Genomic DNA, 14,646 nt, shown 5'->3' with positions numbered 1-14,646 from the left:
GAGTGTTCCTCATCGCCGCGTTCGTCTCACCCGAATTCCGCCTCCGGCAGATCCGGCGCTCGTCCGCCCACCGGTACGTCGAACTGGGGTAACGCCGATCGACAGACCGCTCGAAAAATCTTTTGGACAACGGTCTCGGACCGTGGTCCGAGGCGGGCGGTCGGACCACGGGCTGATCACGGGGAACGGCCGCGCTGGCAGCGTTGCCGACCATGACGGACGAGGTGTTCCCGAACGGGTGGACCGCCGGTGTCGCGCTGGTTCTCGGGCCGGTGCTGCTGCTGGTGGGGACGTTGCTGCGGTCGCCGTTCCACTTCTTCTTCCCCGACCAGCTCAGGGCCGCCGCCGACCACCCAGGGCTGATGACGGCGGCCTACACGGTGTTCCTCGCCGGGCACGTGGTGATGTGGCCCGCTGTGGCCGAGGTCGCGCGGCGGGTCGCGGGGCGGCGGCCGGTGTGGGCGGCCTGGGGCGGGGTGCTGGTCATGGTGGGGTTGTTCGCCCGGACGTTCCACGCGGGCGTGGACCAGGCGGCGTTCGGCGCGGTGCGGCACCGCGGGGTCGAGGAGGCCACGCGGCTGGTCGCGGACGGGTACGGGGACCTGCACCTGTTCAGCTACCTGTCGTTCACGATCGTGTTCGGCTGGTGCGTGCTGGCGGTGGGCGCCTACCTGGGTGGGGTGCTCGGGCCGGTGAGGGCGGTGGCGCTGGCAGCCATGGGGCTGTTGCCGCTGGGGGTGCTGAAGGGTGCGGAGGTGCTGTCGGTCGTGGGCACGGCCGGGTTGTGCGTCGCGCTGGTCCCGCTGGGGGTCAGGACCTTGCGCGAGCTGCCGCGGCCGAGTCGCAGGGCGGTCGTGCTGGCGGTGCCGGTCGCGGTGGGGTTAGGGGCGCTCGCGTTCGTCAGCACGCTCGGCTGAGCGCGAGGCGAACGGCCAGGCGAACCACAGGCCGGCGAAGACGAGGAACGCCACCGCGCCCACGAGGATCGCGGGCCAGCCGCCGACGACGACCTCGGCCAGCAGCAGCACCGTGCCGGTCATCGCCAGTGCGAGGAAACCCAGGCCGGCCAACGCGAACGTGTTGCCGGACGACACGACGTCCTCGCGGCGGCCCTGGCGGAACAGCACGCGGTGCCAGGCGGCGGGGGCGGTGAGGAACGCGACGGCGATGGCGGCGCACAGGACGGTGACGAGGTGGGTGACGCGGACGTAGGCGCCGACGGTCGAGTACTTGTCGGTGAAGGCGATGGAGAGCAGGAAGCCGAACAGGATCTGCACACCGGCCTGCGCCACGCGGAGCTCCTGCAGCAGCTCGTTGACGTTGCGCGCGAGCCTGTGCTGATCGGACTCCTCGGCTTCGCTCACGCCTTCCCGCGTACCCGGTCACCCCCGTTCGAAACGCGGCGACCGGGCGAACCAGCCCCTCAGAACCGGTTGATCACGAAGAAGTCCGTCACGAACGCGACCGGGTCGCCCGCGGCGTTGCGGCCCACCCACGTCGGGTAGACGCCGTCGCCCCAGCCGGTCGAGAACGCCACCACGTTCAGGCCCGACTCGACGTCGGTGACGTTGGCAGGGCCGCGACCGCCGCCGACCGCGCTCAGCGCGTCGATGAGCTCGCAGCCGCCCTGGTCGTCGCCGGCGAGCCGGTCGACGGCGGGTGCCGCGGAGAGGTCGAAGAACGCGCCGGTGCTCGACTCGACCTCGTACCCGAAGCGCTGGCCCGGCAGCATCGGCGTCACGTGCTCGCCCGGCACCAGGGCCGGCTCCCAGACGTAGGCGGGTTCGTCGCGCACGGTCAGCTTGGCGGCGGCGACCCGGTAGCCCTGGCGCACGTCGGGGAACCCGTCGCGGTCGAGCCACGACACCAGGGAGACCGCGACCGGGTACTTGCCCGGCTCGAACGTCGCGGTGAACGGCTCGGCGTCCTCCGGCCACAGCACGAACGGGTCGGCCGCGACCAGCCGACCGGTGGGCATGGCCAGGAAGCCGACCTCGCGCACGCTGATGACCTGCTGCTCGTCACCACCGGTCGGTCTGCCGATGGGACCTTCCTCGAAGAAGAGCTCGAACCCGGTCTTGATCAGCTGACTCGCCCCCACGCTTCGGTCTCCTTTCCAGGTGGCATGTTGGCAGAAGGGGTGTGCGCCACCCGATCGGGGCACCACCACCACAATCCGGCCGGGCTCCGGGAAAACGGCGTTCAGCAGGCACTTCTGCTGCCCACGCTGCCGGCGGTGGACCCGGGGGTGCAGCGGGGGTGACCAGTACCGGCACCAGGTGGCGGTGCGGGAGGCGCTGCCTTCCTCCATCGGCGAAGATCCGGCCAGGTCAGTGCCGTAACCTGGTGGTCGTGTCCGCCCCCACCCTCAAGATCGGCCCCTACGCCGTCGACCCGCCCGTTGTGCTCGCGCCGATGGCCGGGATCACCAACGTCGCGTTCCGGCAGCTGTGCCGTCAGTACGGGGCCGGGCTCTACGTCTGCGAGATGATCACGGCGCGTGCGCTGGTCGAGCGGGACCCGATGACCATGCACATGATCACCTTCGACGAGGGGGAGAACCCGCGGTCGATGCAGCTCTACGGCGTCGACCCGAAGAACGTCGGCGAGGCCACGAAGATGATCGTGGACGAGGATCTCGCCGACCACATGGACATGAACTTCGGCTGCCCGGTGCCCAAGGTGACGCGCAAGGGCGGCGGGGCGGCGCTGCCGTACAAGCGGGAGCTGTTCCGGCAGATCGTGCGGGCCGCGGTGCGCAACGCCGGGGACATGCCGGTGACCGTGAAGTTCCGCATCGGCATCGACGAGGACCACCTGACCTACCTCGACGCGGGGCGGATCGCGCAGGACGAGGGTGCGCAGGCCGTGGCGCTGCACGCGCGCACCGCGTCGCAGCGGTACTCGGGCAAGGCGGACTGGAGTGCGATCGCGCGGCTCAAGGAGGCCGTGACGAGCATTCCGGTGCTGGGCAACGGCGACATCTTCAGCGCCCAGGACGCGCTCGACATGGTGGCGCGGACCGGGTGCGACGGCGTGGTCGTCGGGCGCGGGTGCCTCGGGCGGCCGTGGTTGTTCCGCGATCTGCAGGCGGCGTTCCGGGGCGAGGAGGTGCCGCCGGGGCCGTCGCTCGGCGAGGTGGCCGAGGTCCTGCGCACGCACGCGCGGCTGCTGGCGGCGCACGACGGCGAGAACAAGGGGTTGCGCGACCTGCGCAAGCACATGGCCTGGTACTGGCACGGGTTCCCGGTCGGCGGGGACACGCGGCGGGCGTTCGCGATGGTGTCGAGCCTGCAGGAGCTGGACGACCTGATCGGTCAGCTGGACGCGGACGTGCCGTTCCCGGCCAACGCCGAGGGGCCGCGCGGGCGGCAGGGGTCCGCCGCCAAGGTCGTGCTGCCGGAGGGGTGGCTGGACGACCCCGAGGACGCGACCGTTCCCGCCGGTGCGGACGTGATGCACTCCGGTGGCTGAGCGCGCGGCGGTTCTCCTGGTCTCCCTGCTGCTGCTCGCGGGTTGCGGCGGTCCCGTCGCGGGCAAGGCGCGGCCGGTGTCGTTGTCCGACGGCGACCGCGCGAAGTTCCGCGAGTACTACGAGCGGGTCAACAAGGCCGGCGACGAGGGCGCCGAGCAGCAGGCCGCGCTGTTCAAGGACACCCAGCACCCGGACTTCAAGCAGAAGACCTGCAACCTGCGGGGCGCCACCCTGAAGGTCGAACCGACCTGGTCGACGCTTCGGATGGACGCCGACTGGGCACCCCCTGGCGAGAAGTCCCACCCACGCGGGGACGTGTACGTCGTCGCCGTGACGGTGACGCTGCGCCAGGAGGACGCGGTCGTCGGCAGCCAGATCGGATCACTGCACGTGGTGCTCCTCGACGACGAGGTCTACGGGTTCGCCCCCTGTCCCGGTGGCTGAGCGGGTTGTTGATCTCCCAAGCTCACTGGATCGGAGCAGGCCCCGGTCAACCGGACGGGGGAAATCCCGCCCCCACCCGTCCTTCTTGCTCAAGCGCCGCCTCTTCGGAGACGACACCTGGCAAGTAAGGAGGTGATCGCGATGACCGCGCTGCGACCCGAAATCGCAGAGACCGAGCCGGCCGACGCCGCTGCCGGGCAGGGGCCCGCACTGGTCGGCCTGCACGAGTCCATCGCGAGGTTGCTCGCCTCCCGCGGTCAGTGGCGCCAGGCCTACCAGCACCTGCGCTCGGCGCTCGACCTCGTCCAGGCCGACCAGGAGGAGGAGCCGCACGTCCCCGAGCAACTGCGCCGCGAGGTCGACCGGCTGCGCCGGGAGCACGCGGAGGCGCGCGAGCAGAGCCTGCGCGACAGCCTCACCGACTCCTACAACCGCCGTTACCTCGACCAGCGGCTGATGGACCTGCTGGCCGAGCACGGCGCGTGCCGGCACGGGCTCGCCATCGCCCTGATCGACCTCGACTGGTTCAAGCAGGTCAACGACACCTTCGGCCACCTGCTCGGCGACCGCGTGCTCCAGCGCGTGGTGGAGCTGCTCCAGCAGGGGTTGCCGGAAGGTGCGTTCTGCGCCCGTTACGGCGGTGAGGAGTTCGTGCTCGTGCTGCCGCGGGTGGACGCCGCCGCGGCCGTCGAGGTGGCCGAGAAGGCCAGAGAACGTGTCGAGCGTCACCCCTGGGACGAGATCGCTCCCGGGCTGCGCGTGACGGTCTCGGCGGGTCTCGCCTACGAACCGCCCGCGGACGAGGCTCCGCAGCGGCCACCGGTCAGCGCCGAGCAGCAGCTGCTGCGCGCCGACAGCCTCCTGTACTCGGCCAAGCAGTCGGGCCGCAACGCCGTGGCGTACCGTTCGGACGGCCGGGTTCGCCTCGCCGGTGCCGCTTCCGAGCGGCGTGCCGTCGCTGAAACACGTGTTCTCGGTTACTGCTGAGTGACCCAGCTCACCCGTTCAGGGCAAGCGGACTGCGCGTAATCGCGTACAGATCGAACTCGTATCACCCGGAGTGGTCGTCAGAAGACGGCTACATCCGTAGTATCGCGGGCGCAACTGACACGCCCGGTGATGCAACCCTTGTGTCCCGGTCGTCGTCAACTCGTAATAGCGAACCGCTAAAGCGCTTCTGACCCAGAAGGGAGATTGGGTGCCCGACGACCCCCGACGTGGCGGCCCCTCTTCCCGCGGTGATCAGGATCCCCAGCACGACCAGCCGACCGGCCGTAGACGTCGCTCGATGGATGGCTCTGGGGGCCTGAGCGTCTCGGACCTCATCGAGCAGCACAGCAGGACGGACATCCCCCGGCCCGTCCCGCCCGGCTCGCCCGACGCTTCCACTACCGGCAGGCGTGCTCTGCCAGAGAACCCGCCCGCGGCCACCGGCCGCCGCTCGCTGCAGGAGCCGCCCGCCGACCAGCGGCAACCCGCTCCGCCGCAGGGCTTCACCGGTGGCCAGGCACCCGACCAGACCGGTCGGCGGCGCAGGCCCGAACCCGAGCAGAACGGTGCGCCCGCGCGCCCGGCGCCGGGTGACCGCCGTGCCGAGCAGACCGGTGCCCGGCCGCGACCGGACCGGAACCCGCCGCAGGCAGCGCCCCCGGCACCGCCGCGGAGCGGTGTCCGTCCGGGTGAGCAGACCGGAACGCGACCGCGGCCCGCGCAGGCCCCGCCCGCAGGCGAGCAGACGGGAACGCGCCCACGACCTGCGCAGACCCCGCCGCCCACCGGTGAGCAGACCGGACCGCGACCGCGACCTGCGCAAGCCCCGCCACCCGTCGGCGAACAGACCGGAACGCGACCGCGACCTGCCCAGGCCCCACCGCCCACCGGTGAGCAGACCGGAACGCGACCACGGCCCGCACAGACCCCGCCGCCCGTCGGCGAGCAGACCGGGATGCGACCGCGGCCGGACGCGAACGGCGCCCCGCGGCGACCGGCTCCCGGCGTGCGGCCGGGCGAGGCGAGCGGTGCGGTGCGCCGTCCCGTTCCGCCGGCCGACGCACCGGGCGTGCGTCCCGGTGACGTGAGCGGACCGGTCCGGCGACCGGAGCCCCCGGCAGACCCGAACGGCGTCCCGCGCGGACCCCGGCCCGGCGAGGCGACCGGTGCGCAGCGGCGCCCGGACCCCGCGGTCCGGCCCGGTGACGTGACCGGTGCGCCGCGCCGCCAGGACGGTCCCCCCAGCGGCACGATGCGGCGTCCCGGTCCGGGTGCTCCCGCGGACGCCGAGGGCGTGCAGCGCCGGCTCGACGGTCCCGGTGGTGCGCCCAGGCGGCTCGCTCCCGGCGACGCGCCGTCGTCGAACGGCATCCCGCGTCCGCCCGCACCGGACGGCCGCAGGCCCGCTCCGGGTGAGGCGCCCGACGGTGGACCGCGCAGGCACGACGTGCCCTCGTCCACCGGCATCCCGCGGCCACCGGTTCCCGGTGAGGCGCTCCGGCACGACGTGCCCTCCTCCAACGGCATCCCGCGCCCGCCCGCTCCCGAGGGCGGCCCGCGCAGGCACCCCGGCGACGCACCGTCGTCCAACAGCATCCGGCGCCCCGACCCGAACGCGGTGCCCCCGGCACCGGAGGGTGCGCCGCGCAGGCTGCTCCCCGGCGAGGCGCCCTCGGCGAACCGGATCCCGCGTCCGCCCGTTCCGGGTGAGCGGCCCGCGACCGGGGACGTGACCGGCCGGCACCCGATGCCGACGCGTGCGGAGTCCAGCGCGCCGCGGCCCGCTCCCGGCGGTGTCTCCGACCGGCTCGGTGGCGGCGACGTCGCCGACCGGCCCGCCGGTGCCCCCGAGGACGACGCGACGCAGGACAAGGGCCCCGAGGCCACCCAGATCGCCCCGGCGGGTGTGGCCAAGGTGGAACGGCGCGAGGACATCGACCCGATGAGCCTGACCACCGAGATGGAGGCCATCGGCGAGGAGGTCAAGAAGCGCCGCGAGGTGGACCACACGCTCGCGCGGTTCTCGGCCGTCCACGACGAGCTGCTCGAACAGGAGCGCCAGCGCAAGGAACGCCGCGCGAAGCTCATGCCGTGGCTCAACGACGGTGACGGCGAGGACGAGGAGGCGACCCAGTTCGCCGACCCCGTCGTCGTCGGCGCGGAGGACGACCAGAAGGCCGGTCCGGCCGGACGGACGCCGCAGCAGCGCAAGCTGATGCGCACGGCGAAGGTCGGTGCTATCGCCGCGGCGGCCGTGGTGTTCGCGTCCACCGGCATCGGCTGGGGCGCGATGCAGTGGGCCGACTCGCAGTTCAGGGACATCGACGCGCTCGGCGGCAACTCGCAGGCCGTGCAGCAGGCCGAGAAGCAGCTCGGTGACGAGAACTTCCTGCTGGTCGGCTCGGACACCAGGGCGGGTGCGAAGGCGGGCGACAACGTCGGCACGACGGCGACCGAGAAGGGCGCCCGGTCCGACGTGATCATGCTGGCGCACATCCCGGCCGACCGGAAGCGGATGGTCGTGGTGTCGTTGCCGCGGGACGTGCGCGTCGACCGGCCGGACTGCCGCAGCTGGAACTCGGACAACGGCGAGTACGGCGACGCGCTGGCACCGGCCAAGGACGTCATGGCGAACAGCGTCTACGCCGAGGGCGGACCGCAGTGCGTCGCCAACATGATGACGCAGCTGACCGGTCTCAAGATCAACCACTTCGTCAGCATCGACTTCAACGGCTTCCGCGAGATGGCCACGGCCGTCGGCGGCGTCGAGATCTGCACGTCCAAGCCGATCAAGGACAACGAGATCGGCGTCGTGATCGACAAGCCGGGCAAGCACGTCCTCAAGGGCGACCAGGCGCTGCAGTACGTGCGCGCCCGCTACGTCCAGGGTGACGACGCCTCGGACTTCGCGCGCATCACGCGGCAGCAGCAGTTCATGTCCTCGATGCTGCGCACGGCCCTGTCGAGCGAGGTGCTGCTGAACCCCAGCAGGCTCAACGACTTCATCAAGGCCTTCACGAGGTCGACGGTCGGCGACAACATCGGTGTCGCGCAGCTGCTGGAGCTCGGGCAGTCGTTGCAGGGCCTGGAAGCCGGTCGGGTGTCGTTCGTGACGATGCCGCACTGGACCGACGACAACAAGCTCATCAACATCCCGGACGACAACATCGAGCGGCTGGACAAGGACGGCGTCAAGAGGCTCTTCCAGTCGATCATCGACGGAACGCCGCTGCCGCTGGAGAAGCCGGCCGAGCAGAAGCCGGGTGAGCAGAGCTCCGCGCCCAAGCAGGGCACGGTGATCGACCCGAAGAGCGTCCTCATCCAGGTGCTCAACGGCGACCCGGACAACGACGGTGTTGCCGGCCGCACCGCGGACGCGTTGCAGGGCGTCGGTTTCCAGGTGTCCTTCAAGGGCGACGCGACGGAGCGGGCCGCGAAGACGACCATCCGCTACGCCAGGGGTTTCGAGGACAAGGCGGCGACGCTGCGGGCCGCGGTGCCCAAGGCGGAGCTGGTGGAGGCCCCGGAGATGGGTGGCGCGGTGATGCTCGTCCTCGGTTCCGACTTCGACGACAAGGTGGTCGACCCGAAGACGGGTGGGAACGCCCCCGCGCAGAACCAGAACCAGAGCGCGGGCAACCAGGGTGATCTGTCCATTGTGAACGCGGGCCAGGACCCCTGCGCGAAGTGATTCGCCTGGGGTTCACCCGCGGTTCACTCGGGCATGTCGCTGCCGCGATGGTCGCACCGTAGGCTGAGCCCCATGCGCGAGGCCTACACCGACCAGCTAGAACAGCTCGCCGAACGACTGGCCGACATGACCGGCATGGTCGCTGAGGCGATGGAGAACGCGACCGCTGCCCTGCTGCAGGCCGACCTCGGTCTGGCGGAGCAGGTCATCAGCGGTGACCAGGAGGTCGACGACGTCCGCGCCAGCATCGAGGAGCAGTCCTACGCGCTGCTCGCGTTGCAGGCCCCCGTCGCGACCGACCTGCGCACCGTGCTCGCGGTGATCCACGCGGCCGAGAGCGTCGAGCGGATGGGCGACCTGGCGCTGCACGTGGCGAAGGCCGCGCGCCGCCGCCACCCCGCGTCCGCGATCCCCGAGGACGTCCAGCCGTACTTCACCGAGATGGGCCGGATCGCGGTCAAGCTCGCGACGGAGGCCGCCCTGGTCATCCGCGAGCGGGACGTCGCCCGCGCCCGTTCCCTCGAAGAGGAGGACGACGCGATGGACGACATCCACCGCCACCTCTTCTCGGTGATCATGGACAAGGAGTGGCAGCACGGTGTCGCGGCCGCCGTGGACGTGACCCTGCTGGGCCGCTTCTACGAGCGCTACGGCGACCACGCCGTGTCGGTCGCCAAGCGCACCGTCTTCGTCGTCACCGGCCGGATGCCCGGTTACGGTGGCGACGACGACCTCTAGAAAACTTCAGGTACGGCTACCCGCGCAGCTGCCCGTCGCGCTCAGCCTCGAGCTCCGGATCGGCGTAGGCCTCGGAGAACTCGGCGAGCACGGTGGGCAGTTCCGCGTCCCAGGCGGCGCGCGCCTCCTCGCGCGGCAGATCGCGCGCGTCCGCGGTGAAGTACGCCCACGCCCGCACGACGTCCGGCAGCAGTGCCAGGTCCTCGTCCGAGACGTGCAGCCGGGCCGCCACGGCCAGGATCAGCACACCGGTCAGCGACGCGGGCCCGTACGCCACGGGGTCGCGGTCCTGCTCGGTGGCCTCCCCGGCGAGCACGCGCGCGAGCGCCCTCGCGAGCTCCGCGTCCGGCAGCGCGGTGGCGTGCTCGGACGCCAGGAACGCCTCGACCACCTCGTCGGTCCGGTCGGGCCGCTCGGGGATCTCGTAGTCGTCGGGGACCAGCGCCCGCACCCGTGCCTCGGCCAGCGCCATGAGCTGGATCGGGTGCCGCGCCTCCTCGTCGTCGTCGAGCAGACCGGCCTCGGCCTCCTCGTCGGGTTCCTCGTTCCAGAACAGCTCGATGTCGGGCCACACCCGGCTGAACGCCTCCTCGGCGCTCATCGGCGTGATCCGGTCGCGGAACGCACCCGGCGCGGAGGAGATCATGTCCTCCAGCAACGCGGTGGTGCCCTCGTCCGGGGTCGCGAACAGCTCGATCGCGGTGGCGCCCAGCACCGGCTGCCGCATGAAGAGCACGGTCTCCACGGCACCCGCGCGTTCCTGGGTGACCGCGACGACCTCGACGTCACCGAGCAGGTTCGTGACGAGGAACGCCTCGCGGAACTCCAGCGCCGCACCGGCGACGAACCACGACGGTTCGGCAACGCCCTGCGCGGCAAGGGTTTCCGCCGCCTCGACGGCCGCTTCGCCGGACGACACACCGGACAGCGCGCGCAACGCGGTCAGCGCGGCCTCACCACCGGCCCGCAGCACCCCCGCGACCAGCTTCCCGTGCTCGGACTCGAACGCCTCGGCCGGCTCCGGGAACCGCCAGGACCCCAGCCAGAGCGACGCCACGACCTCGCTCGCCCAGGCGTCCGCGAGCAACCAGGACTCGGAACGCAGCACGGCCGCCGACTCGAGCAGCGCCCCGTACGGGGACTGCTGCTCCGGCCGGCGGCCGGGTGCCTTGCCTTGCTTCTTCTTGCGGGACTTGCTCTGCGGGCTCACGCCCGGCAATTTAGCCGAACCGGCCGGAGATGTAGTCCTCGGTCGCCTTCTGGCCGGGGTTGGAGAAGATCTTCTCCGTGTCGTCGACCTCGATGAGCTGACCGGGCTGGCCCACACCGAGCAGGTTGAAGAACGCGGTCTGGTCCGACACGCGCGCCGCCTGCTGCATGTTGTGGGTCACGATGACGATCGTGTACTCCTTCTTCAGCTCCGTGATCAGGTCCTCGATCGCCAGCGTGGAGATCGGGTCCAGGGCCGAGCAGGGCTCGTCCATCAGCAGCAGGTCCGGCTGCACCGCGATGGCACGCGCGATGCAGAGGCGCTGCTGCTGACCACCGGAGAGGCCGCCGCCGGGGCGGTCGAGGCGGTCCTTGACCTCGTTCCAGAGGTTGGCGCCGCGCAGCGAGCGCTCCGCCACCTCGTCGAGCTGCTTCTTGTTCTTCACGCCCGCCAGCCGCAGACCGGCCACCACGTTGTCCTTGATGGACATCGTGGGGAACGGGTTGGGCCGCTGGAACACCATGCCGATGGTGCGGCGCACCTCGACCGGGTCCACAGTGGACGCGTAGATGTCCTCGCCGTCGAGCAGCACCTTGCCCTCGACGCGGGCGCCGGGCGCGACCTCGTGCATGCGGTTCAGCGACCGCAGCACCGTGGACTTGCCGCAACCGGAGGGACCGATGAACGCGGTCACGTTGCGCGGCGGCACCGCGAGCGAGACGTTCTCGACGGCGTGGAACTTGCCGTAGAAGAGGTTCAGGTCCTTGATGTCGAGTCGCTTGGCCATGTCCGCCCGCTCACTTCGTCTTCGGCGCCAGCGCCCGCGAGATCACGGTCGCCAGGAGGTTGAACAGGGTGATGAGGACGACGAGCGTGATCGCCGCGCCCCAGATGCGCTCGAATCCCGCCTGCGTCGGGTTGTTGCGCTCGTTCACCATCATCAACGGCAGCGAGGCCATGGGGCCGTCGAACAGGTTGTAGTTGATGAACGGCGCGTACGCCGCGAGTACCAGCACCGGTGCCGTCTCGCCCATGACGCGGGCGAGGGCCAGCATGATGCCGGTCAGGATGCCGGAGAGCGCCGTCGGGATGACGATCTTGACGATCGTCTTCCACTTCGGGATGCCGAGCGCGTAGGAGGCCTCGCGCAGCTCGTCCGGGACGATCTTGAGCATCTCCTCGGTCGTGCGCACGATGACCGGCACCATCAGCAGCACCAGTGCGAGCGACACGGCGAGCGCGCTGCGGCCGAGGCCGAAGTACGTGATCCAGACCGTGTAGACGAACAGCGCGGCGACGATCGACGGGACACCGGTGAGGATGTCGACCATGAACGTCGTGGCCTTGGCCAGCCTCGAACGGCCGCCGTACTCGACGAGGTAGATCGCGACCATGATGCCGATCGGCACCGAGATCACGGCGCAGATCAGGCCCTGGACCAGGGTGCCGTAGATCGCGTGGTACGCGCCGCCACCCTGCTGGCGGGCCAGCAGGCCGGACATCGACTTCTGCCACCAGTCACCGTCGAGGATGACCGGGAAGCCGCGCTGGACGACGGTGTAGAGCACCCACACCAGCGGGATGATCGCGACCGCGAACGCGCCCCACACGAGCGTGGTGGCGAGGCCGTTCTTGAGCCGGCGGGAGACGCTGACCGACTGGAACGTCGGCGGCGTCGCGAGCCGCGTGGGGTCGGCGAGGTTGGTGCTCACTCGTACTCCTTGTGGCCGGCGACGATCGAGCGCGCGATGGCGTTGACGACGAAGGTCAGCACGAACAGCACCAGACCGGCGGCGATGTAGGCGCCTGCCGAGCGCGGGTCGTTGAACTCGGGCGCGGCCAGCGCGATCTTCGAGGCGAAGGTCGAGCCGCCGTCGAACAGCGACCAGCCGAACGACTGGGTGGCCGTGCTCAGGATGATCGCGACGGCGATCGTCTCGCCCAGTGCGCGGCCGAGGCCGAGCATGGAGGCGCTGACGTAACCGGCCTTGCCGAACGGCAGCACCGTCGTGCGCACGACCTCCCACTTGGTCGCACCGAGGGCGATGGCGCCCTCGACGTGCATGGTGGGCGTGCGTTCGAAGACCTCGCGGGTGACGGCCGTGATGATCGGCAGGATCATCACCGCGACGACGATGCCCGCGGTGAAGATGGTGCCGCCGAGCTGGACGTTCACGTTGCCCTTGGCGAACAGCGGGATCCAGCCGAGGTTGGAGATCAGCCACTCGGAGAACGGGAAGAGCACCGGGCCGAGCACGAACAGGCCCCAGAGGCCGAACACGATCGAGGGGACCGCGGCGAGCAGGTCCACGACGTAGGCGAACGGCCGGGCGAGGTTGCGCGGCGCGTACTGGGTGAGGAACAGCGCGATGCCCAGCGCGATCGGCATGGCGATCAGCAGGGCCAGCACCGCCACCACGACCGTGACGAGCGTGAGGTCCAGGATGCCGAACCGCAGGTTGGACGGGTCGGTGGTGTTCCACTCGCGACTGGTCAGGAAGTTGACGTTGTCCAGCCCGAGCGACGGGATGGCCTGCAGGATCAGGAACAGGCCGATCGCGCCGATGAGGACGACGATGAAGACACCAGACCCCGTCGCCAGGCCGCGGAAGATGCGGTCACCGGGCCGAACGTGCGGTGCCTTAGGGGTTTCTGGAGCTTCCGGTGTCGGGGGAATCGGAGCCTCCGAGGCGTGGGGAGCAGCCGCAACGCCCCGCTCCGCACCGGCGGCACCGGTGCGGGCGGGGCGCTTGGCCACGACGGGATCGTTCATCGCGTCAGCGTTGGTCGAAGTCTCGCATCAACCTCAGGCGATCGCCTTCACGGCGGTCAGCAGCTTGTCCTGGAACGCCTTGGGCAGCGGCACGTAGCCGGCGTCGGCGAGCTGCTGCTGGCCCGTGGTCGCGGCGACCGTGAGGAACGCCTTGACGGCCTTCGCGGTGTCGGCGTCGTAGCCCTTCGAGCAGACGATCTCGTAGGTCGCGAGCAGCAGCGGGTACGCGCCGGCGGCCTTGGAGCCGTAGATCGAGTCGAGGTCGAGGACGAGGTTGTTGCCCTCGCCCTTGACCTTCGCGCCGTCGATGGCCTTGCCGGCCGACTCGGCGGTCAGCTCGACCGCACCGGCACCGGAGTCGATCTTGGCGATCGAGAGCTTGTTGTCCTGCGCGAACGACCACTCGACGTAGGTGATCGCACCGTCGATGGAGCCGACGGCCTGCGCGACACCGGCGGACTTCTCCTTGCCCTCGCCGACACCGCCCTTGAACTGCTTGCCGTCACCCTTGGTCCAGCCGCCGGCGACCTTCAGGTACTTCTGGAAGTTGTCGGTCGTGCCCGACTCGTCCGAGCGGTAGATGACCGCGATGTCCTTGTCCGGCAGGTTCGCGGAGCCGTTCAGCGCCTTGATGGCCGGGTCGTTCCACTTCTTGACCGCGCCGGAGAAGATCGCGGCGGTGGTCTTGGCGTCCAGCACCAGGCTGTCCACGCCGGACACCTTGTAGCCGACCGCGACCGGGCCGAACACCAGCGGGAGGTTCCACGCCGGGTTGCTCTGGCAGCGCTTGGCGGCCGCCTCGGTCTCGGCGCCCTCCTTCAGCGCGGAGTCGGAGCCGCCGAAGTCGACCTGGCCCGCGTTGAAGTTCTTGACGCCGGCACCGGAGCCGGACGGGTTGTAGGCGAGGTCGGTGCCGGGGCAAGCCGCCTGGTACGCCTGCACGAACGCGTCGACGGCGTTCTTCTGGGCGGAAGAGCCCTCGGCGTTCAGCTTGGTCTTGCCGCCACACTCGACACCGGAGGCGGCGGGCGTGTTCGTGCTGCCACCCGCGCCCGTGTTGTTGTCGGAACCACACGCACCGAGCAGAAGCGCGCTGGCCGCGACGAGGCCGAGCACGGCGCCGTGCCGCTGGATCTTCACCTTGGTCCTCCACCTTGCGGAAGCTTTAGCGGTTTCGCGACGGACGTCGCCGCTCGCTTCGGAAGGTAGGTAGCCAGAGTGGACAGACCACCTAGACCGGGTGAACGGGAGGTGAACACCGAACGGGAAGTGACGGGTCACACGGCCGAAAGAGTGACTGCGTGACCAGCGCGTATGCGTTTTGT

Annotated in this window: 13 protein-coding genes; 6 read left to right on the top strand and 7 right to left on the bottom strand. The window is 70.7% G+C overall.

Annotation, left to right across the window (positions count from 1 at the left end):
• Positions 1-212 precede the first annotated feature (212 nt).
• Positions 213-917, top strand: a complete 705-nt coding sequence (locus tag ACZ7CF_RS16030; protein ID WP_470369871.1) for a hypothetical protein — start codon at positions 213-215, stop codon at positions 915-917.
• Here ACZ7CF_RS16030 and ACZ7CF_RS16025 read toward each other — a convergent pair.
• Complete coding sequence (locus tag ACZ7CF_RS16025; protein WP_360396803.1) at positions 882-1,364, bottom strand: DUF6328 family protein; 483 nt, start codon at positions 1,362-1,364, stop codon at positions 882-884. The genes ACZ7CF_RS16030 and ACZ7CF_RS16025 overlap by 36 nt on opposite strands.
• Before the next feature lie 59 nt (positions 1,365-1,423).
• Positions 1,424-2,101: a DUF4241 domain-containing protein gene (locus ACZ7CF_RS16020; protein WP_360396801.1), complete on the bottom strand. Its 678-nt coding sequence runs from the start codon at positions 2,099-2,101 to the stop codon at positions 1,424-1,426.
• 245 nt (positions 2,102-2,346) lie between these two features.
• On the opposite strand from ACZ7CF_RS16020, the gene dusB reads away from it, so the two are divergent.
• From dusB to phoU, 5 genes are all read left to right on the top strand, one after another.
• A complete protein-coding gene (gene dusB, locus ACZ7CF_RS16015) occupies positions 2,347-3,474 on the top strand; it encodes a tRNA dihydrouridine synthase DusB (protein WP_360396799.1) in 1,128 nt (375 codons plus the stop codon).
• Positions 3,467-3,919: a hypothetical protein gene (locus tag ACZ7CF_RS16010; RefSeq protein WP_360396797.1), complete on the top strand. Its 453-nt coding sequence runs from the start codon at positions 3,467-3,469 to the stop codon at positions 3,917-3,919. The genes dusB and ACZ7CF_RS16010 overlap by 8 nt, the downstream gene beginning before the upstream one ends.
• A 141-nt stretch (positions 3,920-4,060) precedes the next feature.
• Entirely contained in the window at positions 4,061-4,906 is an 846-nt protein-coding gene (locus ACZ7CF_RS16005) for a GGDEF domain-containing protein (RefSeq protein ID WP_470369870.1), read from the top strand.
• A 958-nt stretch (positions 4,907-5,864) separates the two neighbouring features.
• Positions 5,865-8,600, top strand: coding sequence for an LCP family protein (locus ACZ7CF_RS16000; protein ID WP_470369869.1), 2,736 nt, complete (start codon positions 5,865-5,867; stop codon positions 8,598-8,600).
• A 72-nt stretch (positions 8,601-8,672) separates the two neighbouring features.
• Positions 8,673-9,338: a phosphate signaling complex protein PhoU gene (gene phoU / locus ACZ7CF_RS15995; RefSeq protein ID WP_360396791.1), complete on the top strand. Its 666-nt coding sequence runs from the start codon at positions 8,673-8,675 to the stop codon at positions 9,336-9,338.
• A gap of 16 nt (positions 9,339-9,354) precedes the next feature.
• Here the strand turns inward: phoU and ACZ7CF_RS15990 are convergent, their stop codons facing one another.
• The 5 genes from ACZ7CF_RS15990 to pstS are packed head-to-tail and all read right to left on the bottom strand — an operon-like array spanning position 9,355 to position 14,461.
• Positions 9,355-10,548 carry a hypothetical protein gene (locus tag ACZ7CF_RS15990; protein WP_470369868.1) on the bottom strand — a complete coding sequence of 398 codons (1,194 nt, stop codon included), beginning with the start codon at positions 10,546-10,548 and terminating at the stop codon, positions 9,355-9,357.
• 10 nt (positions 10,549-10,558) lie between these two features.
• Positions 10,559-11,335, bottom strand: a complete 777-nt coding sequence (pstB, locus tag ACZ7CF_RS15985) for a phosphate ABC transporter ATP-binding protein PstB (RefSeq protein WP_360396787.1) — start codon at positions 11,333-11,335, stop codon at positions 10,559-10,561.
• 10 nt (positions 11,336-11,345) lie between these two features.
• A complete protein-coding gene (gene pstA, locus ACZ7CF_RS15980; protein ID WP_360396785.1) occupies positions 11,346-12,260 on the bottom strand; it encodes a phosphate ABC transporter permease PstA in 915 nt (304 codons plus the stop codon).
• Complete coding sequence (gene pstC, locus ACZ7CF_RS15975; protein WP_360396783.1) at positions 12,257-13,321, bottom strand: phosphate ABC transporter permease subunit PstC; 1,065 nt, start codon at positions 13,319-13,321, stop codon at positions 12,257-12,259. Before pstC ends, pstA begins: the two co-directional genes overlap by 4 nt.
• Before the next feature lie 33 nt (positions 13,322-13,354).
• Positions 13,355-14,461 (bottom strand): phosphate ABC transporter substrate-binding protein PstS, encoded by a 1,107-nt coding sequence (gene pstS, locus ACZ7CF_RS15970; protein ID WP_360396781.1) that lies wholly within the window; start codon positions 14,459-14,461, stop codon positions 13,355-13,357.
• Positions 14,462-14,646: the final 185 nt, after the last annotated feature.

The sequence above is a fragment of the Lentzea sp. NPDC036955 genome, assembly GCF_055608005.1.
This window is presented reverse-complemented; position numbering and strand designations above follow the sequence as displayed.

Excerpts from the sequence above, each read along its gene's own strand:
- ACZ7CF_RS16030 (WP_470369871.1), top strand. The coding sequence starts at position 213 with ATGACGGACGAGGTGTTCCCGAACGGGTGGACCGCCGGTGTCGCGCTG.
- ACZ7CF_RS16005 (WP_470369870.1), top strand. The coding sequence starts at position 4,061 with ATGACCGCGCTGCGACCCGAAATCGCAGAGACCGAGCCGGCCGACGCC.
- ACZ7CF_RS16000 (WP_470369869.1), top strand. The coding sequence starts at position 5,865 with ATGCGACCGCGGCCGGACGCGAACGGCGCCCCGCGGCGACCGGCTCCC.
- phoU (WP_360396791.1), top strand. The coding sequence starts at position 8,673 with ATGCGCGAGGCCTACACCGACCAGCTAGAACAGCTCGCCGAACGACTG.
- pstB (WP_360396787.1), bottom strand. The coding sequence starts at position 11,335 with ATGGCCAAGCGACTCGACATCAAGGACCTGAACCTCTTCTACGGCAAG.
- pstC (WP_360396783.1), bottom strand. The coding sequence starts at position 13,321 with ATGAACGATCCCGTCGTGGCCAAGCGCCCCGCCCGCACCGGTGCCGCC.